The 14,591-nt window shown below is 66.8% G+C and carries 9 protein-coding genes and 6 pseudogenes; 9 read left to right on the top strand and 6 right to left on the bottom strand.

Annotated elements, in window-relative coordinates; translation table 11 throughout:
* Window positions 1-616 precede the first annotated feature (616 nt).
* Together ltrA (ACKTSN_RS08445) and ACKTSN_RS08440 are read left to right on the top strand one after the other, a co-directional pair.
* Window positions 617-2,329 (top strand): group II intron reverse transcriptase/maturase, encoded by a 1,713-nt coding sequence (gene ltrA / locus ACKTSN_RS08445; protein WP_409467920.1) that lies wholly within the window; start codon window positions 617-619, stop codon window positions 2,327-2,329.
* A 116-nt stretch (window positions 2,330-2,445) separates the two neighbouring features.
* Window positions 2,446-2,646: pseudogene (locus ACKTSN_RS08440) on the top strand (IS630 family transposase); the annotation flags it as partial.
* Between the two features lie 21 nt (window positions 2,647-2,667).
* On the opposite strand, the gene ACKTSN_RS08435 reads toward ACKTSN_RS08440, so the two are convergent.
* Window positions 2,668-3,762 (bottom strand): IS630 family transposase, encoded by a 1,095-nt coding sequence (locus ACKTSN_RS08435; RefSeq protein WP_409468486.1) that lies wholly within the window; start codon window positions 3,760-3,762, stop codon window positions 2,668-2,670.
* Window positions 3,763-3,883: 121 nt separating this feature from the next.
* Here ACKTSN_RS08435 and ACKTSN_RS08430 point away from each other — a divergent pair, with 121 nt between their 5' ends.
* The 4 genes and pseudogenes from ACKTSN_RS08430 to ACKTSN_RS08415 all read left to right on the top strand — a co-directional run.
* Window positions 3,884-4,777: an IS982 family transposase gene (locus ACKTSN_RS08430; RefSeq protein ID WP_409468485.1), complete on the top strand. Its 894-nt coding sequence runs from the start codon at window positions 3,884-3,886 to the stop codon at window positions 4,775-4,777.
* A 63-nt stretch (window positions 4,778-4,840) separates the two neighbouring features.
* A pseudogene (locus ACKTSN_RS08425) lies at window positions 4,841-5,392 on the top strand (IS630 family transposase); the annotation flags it as partial.
* Window positions 5,393-5,966: 574 nt separating this feature from the next.
* Window positions 5,967-7,217, top strand: coding sequence for a group II intron reverse transcriptase/maturase (gene ltrA, locus ACKTSN_RS08420; RefSeq protein WP_409468519.1), 1,251 nt, complete (start codon window positions 5,967-5,969; stop codon window positions 7,215-7,217).
* 95 nt (window positions 7,218-7,312) lie between these two features.
* Window positions 7,313-7,852: pseudogene (locus ACKTSN_RS08415) on the top strand (IS630 family transposase); the annotation flags it as partial.
* 15 nt (window positions 7,853-7,867) lie between these two features.
* On the opposite strand, the pseudogene ACKTSN_RS08410 reads toward ACKTSN_RS08415, so the two are convergent.
* Window positions 7,868-8,092, bottom strand: a pseudogene (locus ACKTSN_RS08410) (allantoin permease); the annotation flags it as partial.
* A gap of 386 nt (window positions 8,093-8,478) precedes the next feature.
* On the opposite strand from ACKTSN_RS08410, the gene ACKTSN_RS08405 reads away from it, so the two are divergent.
* Window positions 8,479-9,588, top strand: coding sequence for an IS110 family transposase (locus ACKTSN_RS08405; protein WP_409468518.1), 1,110 nt, complete (start codon window positions 8,479-8,481; stop codon window positions 9,586-9,588).
* A gap of 394 nt (window positions 9,589-9,982) precedes the next feature.
* On the opposite strand, the gene ACKTSN_RS08400 is transcribed toward ACKTSN_RS08405, so the two are convergent.
* Both ACKTSN_RS08400 and ACKTSN_RS08395 read right to left on the bottom strand, forming a co-directional pair.
* Window positions 9,983-10,591: a hypothetical protein gene (locus ACKTSN_RS08400; RefSeq protein ID WP_409468517.1), complete on the bottom strand. Its 609-nt coding sequence runs from the start codon at window positions 10,589-10,591 to the stop codon at window positions 9,983-9,985.
* A 155-nt stretch (window positions 10,592-10,746) separates the two neighbouring features.
* A complete protein-coding gene (locus tag ACKTSN_RS08395; protein WP_409468516.1) occupies window positions 10,747-11,541 on the bottom strand; it encodes an AraC family transcriptional regulator in 795 nt (264 codons plus the stop codon).
* Between the two features lie 73 nt (window positions 11,542-11,614).
* On the opposite strand from ACKTSN_RS08395, the gene ACKTSN_RS08390 reads away from it, so the two are divergent.
* Both ACKTSN_RS08390 and ACKTSN_RS08385 read left to right on the top strand, forming a co-directional pair.
* Window positions 11,615-12,433, top strand: coding sequence for a phytanoyl-CoA dioxygenase family protein (locus tag ACKTSN_RS08390; protein WP_409468515.1), 819 nt, complete (start codon window positions 11,615-11,617; stop codon window positions 12,431-12,433).
* Complete coding sequence (locus ACKTSN_RS08385) at window positions 12,430-12,705, top strand: hypothetical protein (RefSeq protein WP_409468514.1); 276 nt, start codon at window positions 12,430-12,432, stop codon at window positions 12,703-12,705. Before ACKTSN_RS08390 ends, ACKTSN_RS08385 begins: the two co-directional genes overlap by 4 nt.
* 38 nt (window positions 12,706-12,743) lie before the next feature.
* Here ACKTSN_RS08385 and ACKTSN_RS08380 read toward each other — a convergent pair.
* Both ACKTSN_RS08380 and ACKTSN_RS08375 read right to left on the bottom strand, forming a co-directional pair.
* Window positions 12,744-12,960, bottom strand: a pseudogene (locus ACKTSN_RS08380) (glycoside hydrolase family 6 protein); the annotation flags it as partial.
* Window positions 12,961-13,056: 96 nt separating this feature from the next.
* Window positions 13,057-14,401 (bottom strand): annotated as a pseudogene (locus ACKTSN_RS08375) (glycoside hydrolase family 3 C-terminal domain-containing protein); the annotation flags it as partial.
* Window positions 14,402-14,591: the final 190 nt, after the last annotated feature.

The raw sequence follows: 14,591 nt of genomic DNA, 5'->3' as shown, positions 1-14,591 counted from the left end.
GTGAGTAATCGCGGGGTGCGAAGCCTGGGGAAATGCCCAAGGATCCTCGTTCCATCCGGGGGTTACAGGCTGGGAAATGCCGGACGGGTGAATGCGAATGAACCCTTGATGATGCCTCGTCATGAGCACTCTCGCCGATGGGTCGTTTCAGCGAGAGATAGGGACTGGCCGCTGGAAATCGGCAGGCGCCGACTGGGGAAATCTGGCCAGTCGGGAGTGCACCGCCGTCCCCGGGGTGCAGAGGGCCCCCTCACCGGCAGCATCTCTCTCATGCGGAACGTGACAACCCCGATGGAGTCCAGGCAATGCAATTCTGACCTGGTAAGCCAACCGCAAGGAAGGCCCAACTCTCCAGCGGGCGCAGGAAGACCCAGCAAGCGAATGCCGGTCGCCGAAAGGCAACAGGAAACCGGGAACCATGCGCTGACACCTCCGTCGGTGGTCCCCGCATAACTGGCCGGATAGGGGCCGATGTCCCGGCCTGAAAGGGCGCTGACGTGGGTCTGGTGAGCCCGTGAAGAAACGATGACCAAAGACACCTGAACCGAAGGGCAAGTTGGACGCCGTGACGACACACGTGGCTGGGGCGGCGCAAGCCGCTGCGACCGCAGCCGGCATGGCGAACGGACCGGAGGACGAGATCACCGACTGGCCGTCGATCGACTGGCGGACCGTCGAGGACGACGTACGGCGTCTGCGGCAACGCATCTTCACGGCATCGCAGGCAGGAGACCTGGCCAAGGTCAGGAATCTGCAGAAGTTGATGCTCCGCTCCCGCGCCAACACACTCGCGAGTGTGCGGCGGGTCACGGAAGTCAACGCTGGCCGCAAGACGGCGGGCATCGACGGGAAAGTCGTCCTGCTGCCCCAGGGAAAGGCCGAGTTGGCCGACTGGGTCCAGCATGGCGCGGCCCCGTGGAAGCCCAAGCCCGTCAAGCGGGTGTATATAGCCAAGGCGAATGGGAAGCAGCGCCCACTTGGAATTCCTGTGATCGCCGACAGATGCCTTCAAGCTCTGACGCTGAATGCACTGGAGCCCGAGTGGGAGGCACGGCTGGAACCGAAGGTCTACGGTTTCCGTCCAGGCCGTGGCTGTCATGACGCGATCGTTGCCATCCACACGACGGCGAGCGGCAAGAACGCCAAACGCTTGTGGGTGCTCGACGCGGACTTGAAAGCGGCATTCGACCGAATCGACCACGATCACCTGCTCGCGTCATTGGGCTCCTTTCCCGGGAGGGGAATGATCGCCGGATGGCTGAAGGCGGGTGTGGTCGAGAAAGGTTGGTTCACCCCCACGGTGGAGGGAACTCCCCAGGGCGGGGTGATCAGTCCCGCGTTGTTGAACATCGCCTTGCACGGCATGGGAAAGGCTGCTGGAGTCCGCTACCAGAATCTCGGCAGTGATGCCACGATTCTGGCGCGCGATTCTCCGGTTCTGGTCGTCTACGCCGACGACCTTCTCGCCCTGTGTCATTCTCGGGAACAGGCCGAGCAGGTCAAGGCGCGGCTGACTGTGTGGCTCGCGCCCCGGGGCCTGGCCTTCAACGAGGACAAGACGCGCATTGTCCACCTCGATGAGGGCTGCGACTTCCTGGGGTTCAACATCCGACGCTACCGCAGCAAGCTGCTGACCAAACCGAGCAACGCGGCCTTGCGGCGGATCCGGGAACGGCTTGCCGCCGAGGTGCTGGCCCTGCGAGGGGCCAACGCCGACGCGGTGATCGCCAAGCTCAACCCGATCATCAAGGGCTGGGCTGCCTACTACCGGATCGGGGTGTCCAAGCGGGCGTTCAACTCGCTGGACGCCTACGTGTGGAGACTGGTCTACAAGTGGGCCAAGTTCTCCCACCCGAACAAGCCGATGCGCTGGGTGACTGCCCGGTACTTCGCCATGTTCAACCCGTTCAGGCAGGACACATGGGTATTCGGGGACCGCACCAGCGGTTTCTACCTCTACAAGTTCGCCTGGACGCCGATCGTCCGGCACCGGATGGTGCCAGGGAGGGCGTCAACCGACGATCCCGCCCTGGCCGACTTCTGGGCCAAGCGGTGCCGCCGCGGCAAACTCCCGCTGGGCAAGGGCACCTTGCATCTGTTGCAGATGCAAGACGGCCGATGTCCGCTCTGCGGAGGGCTGCTGCTGCACGCCGACCACGAGCCGCAAACTCCCGACCAGTGGGAGCAGTGGCTCAAGGTCACCCGCATCGCGATCCGCAAACACGCGGTCACCGCCGAAGCGGGCAACGGCAAGCCGGACAAACCCGCCGCCTCACGCCTGATACACACCCACTGCCGGCGTCGGCTGGCCACTGGCCCCGGCCGGTGACCAGCACTTCTGTTCGCCCGCGAGCCCAAGGGGCTTGCTTGAGCCGGTTGCCTGGAAAGCGGGCACGGCCGGTTCTGAGGGGGGACCGCTGCAGCAATGCAGCGGTCCTACCCGACGAGCGGTGGTTCGGACTGCTGACGGACAAACGGATACGGCGAGGCGTCCACAAGAACCTCCAGGCGTTGGAACGCGACATCCGCGCCTGGGTCGCCCAGTGGAACGACAACCCGAAGCCGTTCATCTGGACCAAGGACGCCGACGAGATCCTCCAACGCCTCGCTGCATATCTTGATCGAATTCCCGGCGCAGGACACTAGTGTCTCGTGATCCTGATTGTGTTACTTCGAGTTGTTGTTGACGAGTTTCTTCACGCTGGTCTGGACGAGGCGGACCTTGGCGAGGATCTCGTCGGCGGTGGCGGTCCAGGTGAAGGGTTTCGCGTTCTCGTTCCAGGAGTTGATGTAGTCGCGGATCTGTTTGACCAGGACGTTGACGCTGGAGAACGTGCCACGGCGGATGGACTGCCGGGTGATGATCCCGAACCAGATCTCGATCTGGTTCAGCCACGAGGACCCGACGGGAGTGAAATGGAAGTGGACGTGCGGGTTTTTCGCCAGCCACGCCTTCACGCCCGGGGTGGTGTGCGTGGAGAGGTTGTCCAGGACGACATGGATCTCCTTCCCCGCGTGCGGCTTGACGGCCTTCTTCAAAAACGCCAGGAAGTTCGCGCCGTTCCGGCTCGGCTTGCACTCGCCCAGCACTTCTCCGGTCGCGACGTTCAGCGCGGCGAACAGGTTCGTGGTGCCGTGCCGGACGTAGTCATGGGTGCGCTGCTCGGTGGCCGCGAAGGCCACCGGCAGCACCGGCTGGGTCCGGTCCAGCGCCTGCACCTGCGTCTTCTCGTCGACCGACAGCACTACGGCGCCACCGGGCGGGGCCAGGTACAGGCCGACGATGTCGGCGACCTTCTCCGCGAACGCCGGGTCTTTCGAGATCTTGAAGGTGCCCGAGCGGTGCGGTTTCAGATTCTCCTCACGCCAGATGCGGGCAACGTAATGCCAGGACACCGAGATGCCCTCGCGCCGCTTCAAGTGGTCGGCCAGCGATCGCGTCGACCAGTGCGAGAGCCCGGAATCCGCCGGCGGGGACATCCTCGTCAAGGCGATCACCCGCGCCCGCACCCGAGGCGGCACCTGAGTTCGCGGCCCGCCCCGGCGTTTGTCCTCCAGCCCGGCAACACCACGCTCGGCATAGCGGGACTTGCACCGGTCCACCGTCAGCGGTGCCACACCGGCGAGCTCGGCGATGTCCTTTCGCCGCCGCCCTTCGGCCGACCACAACACGACCCGCGCGCGAAGCGCCACGACAGCCGGCACATGCCGCGAACCCGCCAACTCCCGCAGCTCAGCAATCTGTTCAGAGGAGAGATCCATACCAGACTCAACGATCACAGACGCCTCAGGTTCCATGAACAGGATCACAAGACACTAGACGAGTTATTCCGAATGCTGACGGTGCGTCCGGGAACGCAGACAGGGCGTCCAAGATCGTTGTGTGACGAACAACCTAGACGCCCTGCTGACCGCACTGTACGTGAAGATCGACGACGGGATCGGAGGCACCCGGTGGCTGGGCCGACCGCCGCGGCTGACGGACTCCGAGCTCGTCTGCCTCGCCGTCGCGCAGGCGCTGCTGGGTTTCACTTCGGAGTCGCGGTGGCTGCGGTTCGTGGACTCCCGGCTGGGCGCGATGTTCCCGTACGTGCCCAAGCAGCCGGGCTGGAACAAGCGGCTGAGGGCCGCGTTGCCGCTGGTCAAGAAGGCGATACGGCTGCTGGCCGCCGACACGGACTTCTGGTTCGACAACCACTGGATCGTCGACTCCACGCCCGTGGAATGCGGTCGCTCGCGTCCCACGGTGAAGCGGTCGGACATGGCCGGCTGGGCCGGATACGGGTACTGCGCCAGCCACAGCCGGTTCTTCTGGGGCCTGCGCCTGTTCCTGGTGTGCACCCCGGCCGGGATGCCGATCCTGTGGGCTCTGGCGACCCCGAAGATGGACGAGCGCGAGGTACTGACCGCGATGCTCGACCGTGAACCGGAGACGGTCACGGACCGGCCTGGGCTGCTGGTGATCTCGGACAAGGGCTTCGCCTCCAAGGAGTTCGAGGCCGATCTGGCCTTGAGGGGCGCCGAGTTGCTGCGGCCTTCGTTCAAGCGTGAGAAGAAACGCAAGGGCGAGAGCCTCCTGAAATCAGTGCGACAGCTGATCGAGTCGGTCAACGACACTCTCAAGGGCCAGCTCGACCTGGAACAGCACGGCGGCCGGACCTTCGAAGGCGTCGCAGTCCGCGTCGCCCAGCGCATCCTCGCGATGGCCGCAGCAATCTGGCACAACCACAAGACCCGCCAGCCGATCACCCGATCACTGGTCGCCTACGACCACTAACCATTCGGAATGACTCGTCTAGTGTATTGAGTCTTTATTTCGCTATAGAAGTAGGCTGGGCTCATGGCGCGTATGGGTCGGCCGACGGTCGAGGTGGTCCTGACGGATGAGGAGCGAGAGACGCTGCTGCGCTGGTCGCGGCGGGCAACGTCCTCGCAGGCTCTGGCGTTGCGGTGCCGGATCGTGCTCGCGTGCGCGGAGGGCGGCTCGAACACCGCGGTGGGGGCGGAGCTTGGGGTCCACCCGGTCACCGTGGCCAAGTGGCGTAAGCGGTTCGCGGCCGACCGGCTCCAAGGCCTGTCCGACGAGCCGCGACCCGGCCCGCCGCGCACGGTGAGCGACGAGAAGGTGGAGGAGGTGGTCGTGCGGACCTTGGAGACCACTCCGAAGAACGCCACGCACTGGTCGACACGGGAGATGGCCAAGGTCAGCGGCCTGAGCCAGTCCACCATCTCGCGGATCTGGCGGACCTTCGGCCTCAAACCGCACCTGGTGGACACCTTCAAGCTCTCGAAGGACCCGCAGTTCATCGAGAAGGTCCGCGACATCGTCGGCCTGTACCTGGACCCGCCCGAGCGGGCCATCGTCCTCTGCGTGGACGAGAAGTCGCAGATTGTGTGCCACGAACGCTGAAGGAGGCATTGATGTAGCAGCTTCTGGAAGCGGTGCTGTGCAGGAGATGGAGATAGGTCCTCCGGGGTCGCCCTGCAGGGGGAGGCTCCAAACCACCGCAGGCTGCGTCGGTTAAGTGCCGATCGTGGTGAGCGCTGCGGCAAAAGGCGCGGCAGTGATCGCGTCAGGTGTGGGTCAGGAAGGCGAGCGTGAGCGAACCGCTGACGACGTGTCGTAACTTTCTTCAATGGCGTCGAAACCGGGGCATGATTTGGGCTCCGGGACAAGTCCGGGGGGAGCCTGCCGACTGCCCGGATGGCGTCCGGCATGGAGGCGGCGCGAGCCTGGCCCGGGCTCTTGCACGGAACGTGGGAACCTGTCGCCCCGATACTGCGGTCGGCCCGGTGGGCCGGCGGCGAGAGGGAGTGCTCCAAGCGGACAAGACCGCGAGGGGCCGAGTACCGAAGCGGGGCACGGGGGCGGACCGTCTCGTAGTAGTGGTGAAGCCCGGTAATGCGGGTGGAGCGAAGGGGACGGGTCGTCCGGGTCTGTTTGGCGGTCAACCGGAGTGCCCGGGATGAGCCGGACGAGCGGACCAAAGTCGTTCGGGATCTCGAAACACCTGGTGTTCGAGGCGTACTTGAGGGTCAAGGCCAACAAGGGAGCGGCGGGCGTCGACGGCGAGTCGATCGAGCAGTTCGAGGCTGACCTGCGGGGCAACCTCTACAAGCTGTGGAATCGCATGTCGTCGGGCTGCTACTTCCCGCCGCCGGTGCGGATGGTGGAGATCGACAAGCCGGGAGGACGCGGGGTCAGGATCCTCGGTGTGCCCACGGTTGCGGACAGAATCGCGCAGACGGTGGTGGCCATGGTGCTGGAGCCGCTGGTGGAACCTGTGTTCCACCCGGACTCCTACGGCTACCGGCCCCGCCGCAGTGCGCTGGATGCGGTCGCGGTGTGCCGGGAGCGGTGCTGGAAGACGGACTGGGTGATCGATCTGGACATCCGGGGCTTCTTCGACAACCTCGATCATGATCTCGTCCTCAAGGCGGTCGCGCACCACACCGACCAGCGGTGGGTCCTGCTGTATGTGGAGCGGTGGCTCAAGGCCCCGCTCCAGCGGCCGGACGGCAGCCTGCAAGCCCGGGACCGCGGCAGCCCGCAGGGCTCGGCGGTCTCACCCGTGTTGTCCAACCTGTTCATGCACTACGCGTTCGACGCCTGGATGGCCCGGGAGCACCCTGGCGTCCAGTTCGAGCGCTATTGCGATGACGTGGTGGTCCACTGTCGCAACGAGGTCCAGGCGCATCAGATGCGTGAGGCCATCGCCGGGCGGCTGGCCGACTGCGGGGGGCTGCAACTGCATCCCCAGAAGACCCGCATCGTGTATTGCAGGGACAGGAACAGGCGTGGCTTGGCCGAGCACACCTCGTTCGTGTTCCTGGGGTACGGGTTTCGCGTACGGAAACTCCGGACGAAGCGCGGAGACTTCTTCTTCGGCTTCAACCCGGCCGTCAGCGACGAGGCCGCCAAGCAGATCCGGGTGCAGATCCGCCGCTGGCGGCTGCACTTGCGAAGTGAGACGACCCTGGAGCAGCTCGCCCGGGAGATCAACCCGGTCGTGCGGGGCTGGATCAACTACTTCGGGCGCTTCCATCCGTCCGCGTTGTACCCCAGCCTCAACCGCATCAACGACTACCTGGTGCGGTGGCTCGTCCGCAAGTACAAGCGGTTCAAACGGAAACGAGCCAGAGCGCGTGAAGCCCTGAGCCGTCACGCCAGGCGGTTCCCCGGACTCTTCGCCCACTGGAAGTTCGTCAAGCCGTGACCGCGAACGACTGGACGATGGGAGCCGTGTAAGCCGAGAGGCTTACGCACGGTTCTGAGAGCGGCGGCGGGTGAAACTCCCGCCGCCGACTCACCCAGGCCCTGGACCGGACCCAGCCGGTGCTGCCGATGGCGCCGACCACGCCGGCGAAGATGACGCACGACTACGTCCGGCACGGCACGACCAGCCTGTTCGCCGCCCTGGACATCGCCTCTGGCTCGGTCATAGCCCAGCACTACCGCCGCCACCGCCACCAGGAGTTCCTCCGCTTCCTGAAGGTCATCGACGCAGCCGTTCCCAAGCACCTCGAACTCCACCTGGTCCTGGACAACTACGCCACCCACAAGACCGAGCCGGTCAAGAAGTGGCTGCTTCGGCACCCCCGCTTCCATCTGCACTTCACTCCCACCTCGGCGTCCTGGCTCAACCTCGTCGAGCGCTGGTTCGCCGAGCTGACCTGCCGCAAACTCCGCCGCTCGGCCCACCGCAGCGTCGTCGAACTGGAACGGGACATCCGCGGCTGGATCAACGAGTGGAACCGGAACCCCAAGCCGTTCGTCTGGACGAAGACCGCCGACGACATCCTCGACACCCTTGCCGCATACTGCACACGAATTAACGACTCAGGACACTAGCCGACCCGTACATGCGCCCTTGGTGGCGATCGCCATCAGCGGCGTGAGTACGAAGGCGATGACGGCGGCGGCGACAGGAGAGTACGGCTGGAGGGTGTCGCCGAGGGCGTGGAAGTACATGGCGGTGGACAGGCCGGAGGCGGCCACGAAGGCGACCACGCCGACCGGGTTGACGGCGTGGAGCATGCCGCGGCGGAACTCCGGCTGGAGCGGGGAGATCTTGAGTACGTACTTGTTCATGCGCCGCACTTGCTGCTGGCGACCCCTGATCGCGCAGCTCCCCTTCGTGCGCTGTTGTGCTCGGTCGGGATCAGGTTCGGGGTGTGCGTGAAGGGGATTGAGCATGTCCTTCGGTTCCTGAGCGGTAGCGAGATGAGGGGCGGGAGGATGGGCGGGTGCTGTCCCGGGTCCGTGGTCTGACTCATGATTTCTCTGACCGAAGTGTCTCGATCACACGGTGTCGGCCTTTGGCCGGGGATGGTGCGTTGTCGGTGCCGGGCCGGCGGGGTGTGTCCCGATAGGGGCCTGCCGATTGTTGTGGCGTCCTCACGATTCTGACCGTCTGACGCGGCCTGGTACCGGCAACGCGACACGTCATCGGACCGGAAGGGAGGAACGGGACGGGCATGTCCAGTTCGACCGTGCCCAGTACGTCGTCGGTTCCGCGGACCCGCCGCCCTGCGGGGGAGGTGGTGCTGGGGGTGGATACGCACCGGGATGTTCACGTGGCTGCGGTGCTTTCCGTGTCAGGGGCAGTCCTTGCCACCGATGAGTTCCCGGCCACCGCGGCGGGATACCGCGATCTGCTGAAGTGCGCCAGGAAGTGGGGAATCGTGAGGCGGGCCGGAGTGGAGGGGACCGGCTCATACGGAGCGTCGTTGTCTCGCTATTTGCTGGCCCAGGGCATAGACGTGTTTGACGTGAATCGGATGGACCGTGCGGATCGTCGTCGGCGCGGCAAGTCGGATCCGCTCGATGCCCAGAACGCGGCGCGATCCGTGTTGAGCGGGCGGGCCCGTGCCCGGGCCAAAACGGGCGACGGGCCGGTGCAGATCGCGAGAATGTACAAACTCACGAAAGTGTCGGCCGTCAAAGCCCGCACGCAGGCCATCAACCAGCTCAAGTCCGTCCTCGTCACGGCGGACCCCGTCTTGCGGGAGGAAATGGCCGGACTGGGCAATGCCGAACTCTTCCGTACCTGCGCACAGTTCACCGATGCGCGTGGTCGCGAGGAGGGCGGCGCGGAGTCGGTGGTGCAGGCCACCCGGATCACGCTGGGCCTGCTGGCTCACCGGATCGGCCGGCTCTCCGAGGAGATCCGGGACGTTGAGGCTCGTCTGACCCGGCTTGTGGAACGGCATGCCCCGCAGCTGCTCGATGTGGTGGGGATCGGTCCGGACACGGCGGTCGCTCTGCTGATCACAGTGGGGGACAACCCGGAACGGTTGGACAGTGAGGCGTCGTTCGCCGCGCTGTGCGGTGTCAGCCCGGTTGAGCGTTCCTCGGGGCGTCGGCAGTTCCGCCGTCTCAAGCGTGGCGGCGACCGGCAGGCCAACGCCGCGCTGCATCGCATCGTGTTCACCCGTCTGCGGGTCGACCCGCGTACCCAGGACTACTACGAGCGGCGGATCAAGGAGGGCAAGACCCGGCGTGAAATCGTCCGTTGCCTCAAACGCTATGCGGCCCGCGAGGTCTTCCACCTGGTCAAACAGCTACAGTCGGCACCCCGCTCATAGGGGCTGTGTGATAGCGGGTGATACGGCGAGGCCCCGCCGGGGACCATCCTGACGGGACCTCTGCGCGGAGCCGTGAGACGACGAAGCCGCACCGGAGCGCTCCGGTGCGGCTTCGTCGTGAGGTCGGCTGCGCTGACGCGCACGATGCGGTCGGCGCCTCATGCGGTCCGTGTTCCTGTGATGCGCTGGCCCGACCGCACAGCGCGCCGTCTGCTCGGGAAGTCGGACCCGCTCGATACGCAGGCTGCTGCGCGGGCCGTGCTCAGTGGCCGCGCCCAGGCCCGCGCCAAGACTGGCGACGGTCCGGTGCACAGCGCCCGGATGTTCAAACTCGCGAACGTCTCCGCGGTCAGGGCCCGTACCCAGGCGATCAACCAGCTCAAGGCTGTCCTGGTCATAGCCGACCCGGCCCTGCGAGAGCAGCCCAGCGTCCCCCCGTTATAGGGACGTCCGGGACTTGGGTTTCGTGGACGCGTTCCATGCGCAGGGTCTGTGATTCATGAATGGCGTGAGTCGTGTCGTCGGACCAGGTGCGCCACTTCTCCCAGTCCGCGTGTGTGGCGAGGAACTCATCGAGGATGGCGTCGTGGTCGGCGGGGTCGGCGGCGAAGGCCGGCACGAGCGTTGGTCCTGAGACGGACGACTTGGAGGCTGTGGCCGGTGTGCCGAGGGCGGTGCGGGCTTCGGCGGCGTGGCGCTCGGCGGCGGTCGCCGGCGCGGGGCCGTCGCGCATGGTGTCGCATTGGAGGCGCTCGAAGGATGCGAGGGCCTGGGCGGGTGAGTCGAAGGTGTCGGTGATCTGCCGCAAATGGTTCTCGCCGTGGAGGTAGACGCTCTTGCCGCTGTCGCAGTAGGTGCCGATGGCGACCACGGTGCCGGCGTCGTCGGCGTGGGCGTGGATGACCAGGCGGCCGTAGCGGATGTCGTCGTAGATCTTCTGGGCTTTGTTGGAGACCCCCGGATCTCCTCGCGGGTGCACCAGGGCATGGGGTGGTTGGCCCATGTCCACTCTTCATCGATCGCCTCGCGGAGCCGCGGGATGATCTCGGTGGTGATGCCCGCAGCGGTCAGGGCCTGAGCGGCCTTCCAACGAATCGGCCAGGGCCGGCTTCGTGGACGCCACCTGCCGGGCCGACGGCAGCTGTCCGTCGGCACCGCTTACGGTCCTGGGCCGTCCGGCCCCGCAGGGGCAGCCGCACGTACGTCACGCGGGCTCGCGCCGAGTTCGCGGCGGCAGGCCTTGTTGAAGGCCTGGAGATCGGCGATGCCCACGGCCGCGGCGATGGCGGTGATGGACAGGGTGGAGGACAACAGGAGGTGGCGGGCGCGTTGAAGGCGTCGGTGCCGGATGTACGACACGACCGTGAGGCCGGTTTCGGCACGGAACACGCGCGTCAGGTGTGTGTGGGAGATTCCGACGGCGCGAGCGACGTCCGGTACGGACAGCGGGCCGGCCAGGTGTTCCTCGACGTAGGCCTGGGCGGCTGCCACGAAGGGGTGGCGGCGCCCGGCTCCATCGCCCCTCGGCAACTCGGCGATGCGCCACAGAGCGGTCCAGACCTCGGCCGTGGCTCGCGGGGGAGAAGTCGGCATGGCCGTCACGGCGTGTCGGAGCAGATCGGCCAGGCGTGTGCTCTCGGCCGCGGCGTCCTGCATCACCGGGACCATGCGCGCGGTTCCGCCGTCGTGCAGCCGCAGGTGGACGTAGAAGTGCTCCGACCTGCCCCGGTAGTGAAAGTGCACCTCGGTGTTCGGCGGTACGAGGCTGACGTGGCCGGGGCGTATGGGCTGGACCGACTGCCCGAGGGACAGTGCGCCCTCGTAGTGGTAGAGGTGCAGCTGCCACAGGTCGGGCAGCCGGAAGACGTCGTGCGCGGTGGAGACGCCGTGCACGCCGATGCCTGCACCGACCACGGTGGGCGCCTCGTCGAGCCGTAGCGTTACGAGCTTCACGAGGACGAGAAATTACCAGCAGTGGACGATTTCAGCCCACGACGGAGCGGGAGTCGGCCCGTACGTTCGTCGTATGTCAACCAGCAAACAGCTCCTGACATCGGTTCAGGTGGCACGCTTCGTCGCGCAGGGATTTCTGCGCCTGGACGGGGTGGTGCCGGAGGAGATCAATCAACGGGCCGTCGCGGCCTTGACGGAGGGCCTGCCGGAGGTGTCCTACGGCACTCCGCTGGGCAAGGCGTTCGCGCAGGACACCTTCGTCCATGAGCTGCTCGCCCTTCCGGTCGTCGCCGGCGCCGTGGAGAGCCTGGTCGGGCCCGAGCCGACCGTCGACCACCATGCGGTGCATGTGCGCGAGCCGCACGAGGGACAGGCGCAGCCGCTGCACGGAGACGCGATCATCGACGTGCGGCCGGATGCGTTCGACATCCAGCTCATGTACTACCCGCACGAGGTGACCGCCGACATGGGCGGCACGCTCAGTGTGCCCGGCAGCCATCTGCGCAGGATCAACGAGACGGACGTCGGCCGGGTCCAGAACCTCAGGGGGCAGACACGGCTGACCTGCCCGGCGGGCACGGTCGTCCTCGTGCACCACGGCATCTGGCACGGTGGCCGCCGCAACGACACGGCCCGCCGTCGCTACATGTACAAACTCCGCCTGAATCCGACGGTGCCGCAGGTGCGCCTCTGGGACACCTCCGACCTCGAGGACCCGGCCGTGACGGCGGAGCTCAACACGTACTTCCCCTGGTACGAGCAGGCGACCGCGCGGCTGGAGATCTACAACCGGGTCCTGCTGTGGCGGGCCCTGACCGGCGACGACTCGTTCGACATCGACTACTGGGTCACGCGCGTCAGCAACCGTCCGGCCGTGAGGAGTCACGCATGAGGCAGCAGGTTCTGGTCCTCTATCTCTCGTCGTCGGCGCTCGACTCCGATGTCGTGGGCTGGTCCCGGTACGACGGGACCGGCCGGACCCGTCCGACGACCGGTGACAGTGACGAGCCGCCCTACCCCACCGGGCTTGCCGCGCTGCACGACGGGTGGCGCCTCTTCCAGGCCTCCCAGTTGCTGCCGCCCGAGTCGGGTCACGAGTACGACGTCTCCTTTCTCAAGCACGAGTTCTTCTTCGAGAAGGTGGAGGACAGCTCTCGCCCTTGACCCGGCGCTGGAACTGCTGCTCCTGGCCGGTGGGTGGCGTAGCTGTAGCGGGCGTTGAGTTCCTGTTGACGGCGTTTCCGCAGGCGGGGTTCTCCGCCGTGGTGAAGTAGTCGGGGACGTTGAGCGAGGAGCCGTGGGGCTGGTGGAGGCCGACTTCGTGGAGGCGCGGGGTCATGTGCGCGGGCTCGCCCAGCCGGGGTTGCCGGCGTTGAGGTGGCGGACCCAGGTGTTGGGGACCTGGCGGTTGAACCGGGCGCCCACCATGACCGTCCGGGGGACGGACGGCTCGCCGTCAAGGTGGACGGTCTGGGTCAGGCGGATGTCCTCGCTGGACGCTCCGACGAGGATCTCGTAGAGGCCCGGTGCCACCCGCTGACGTCCCTGCGCCACGTCCCAGAACGCGAAGGCCGACATCGGCACCTGGAAGGCAATCTCCGTGACCTCGCCGGGCGCGAGCGTCACACTCTGGTGCGCGGCCAGTTCCCTGCGGGGCCGTGGCACCGACGGCTCCATGGCCCGGGTGTAGAGCTGGGCGACCTCGTCCGCCGTGACGTCACCGGTGTTGCCGACCGTGAAGGACAGGTGGAGTGTCCCGTCCTCGACGCGAGTCGTGAGGCCTTCGTAGGAGAAGGACGCGTACGACAGGCCGTGGCCGAACGGGAAGAGAGGCGTGCCCTCGAAGTAGAGGTACGTCTGGCGGCCGCCGATCACGTCGTAGTCGAGGAGGTGGGGCAGGTCGGCGTCGTCGGCGTACCAGGACTGCGGGAGGCGGCCGGCGGGGGAGACGTCGCCGGCCAGGATCCGGGCCAGGGCGCTGCCGGCCGCCTTGCCGCCGTGGGCCGTCCACAGCAGCGCCGGCACCTCCGCGTGATCGACCGTGTACGGGTACGCCGACACCAGCGCCAGCGCCGTGTTCGGGTTGGCGGCGAGGGCCGCGCGCAGCAGGCGCTCCTGGTGGGCGGGGAGGGCCAGGGTCGTACGGTCCTCGGTCTCGCGTCGGTCCAGGTGCGGAGGTGCTCGCGCAGATACGGGGAGACGTGGTTGGGGCGGCCGTTGACCAGGTTGTACGCCGGCATCACGCCGGCCGTCGCGCCCGCCTCGACCGTCTCGCGGAAGGCGCGCAGGTCGTACTCGTTGAGGACGCGCGGGCGGACCGAGAAGGACGTGACGTCGCGGCCCGTCTCGTTGTTGTGGGCCAGCCAGTGCTTGAGGGCGGGCGCGGTGCGCCAGTACGTGGGGTGGTCGCCGCGCAGACCGTGCGTGTAGGCGGTGGCGATGGCCGAGGTGAGCTTCGGGTCCTCCGAGCAGCCCTCCTCGTTGCGGCCCCAGAGCGGGTGGCGCTGCAGGTTGACGGTCGGGGCCCAGATGTTGAGGCCCACGCGGTCGTCGCGGGCGCGCATCGCTCGGACCTCCTTGCCTCGCCGACGCGTCGTACGAGATCCCTGTTCCAGGTCGCGCCCAGGCCCACCGCCTGCGGGAAGACGGTGGCCGGACCCATCCAGGCCACGCCGTGCAGGGCCTCCTGCCCGGTGCGGAACCCGGCGACGCCCAGGCGCTCGACGGCGGGCGTGAACTGGTGCAGGGATCCCATCTTCTCGTCGAGGGTGAGCCGCGACAGAAGGTCGTCGATGCGCTTCGCGAACGGCAGCTGCGGATCGCGGAAAGGTGGTGGCGTGTGCGGCGTGTGTGCGGACACGTGGGATTCCCTTGAGATGGAGCGGCAAGTGCTCTCGAAGCGCTTCGACGCTCGTCAGACACCAGAGGGATTGTCAAGAGACCAACATCGTCGCATCAAGCAGGGCATACGGAGAGTCCCTCCAGTACCTCGGAGGAACCTTGGAAGCGACCCTTGTGCGCCCATGGGTGTTCACTTAACCTCACTGCAA

Origin of the sequence: Streptomyces flavusporus, assembly GCF_046267975.1 — a bacterium.
In the GTDB taxonomy this organism is placed as follows: Bacteria; Actinomycetota; Actinomycetes; order Streptomycetales; family Streptomycetaceae; genus Streptomyces; species Streptomyces flavusporus.
Note: the sequence above shows the minus strand (reverse complement) of the source record. Positions and strands in the feature narration are given on the sequence as shown.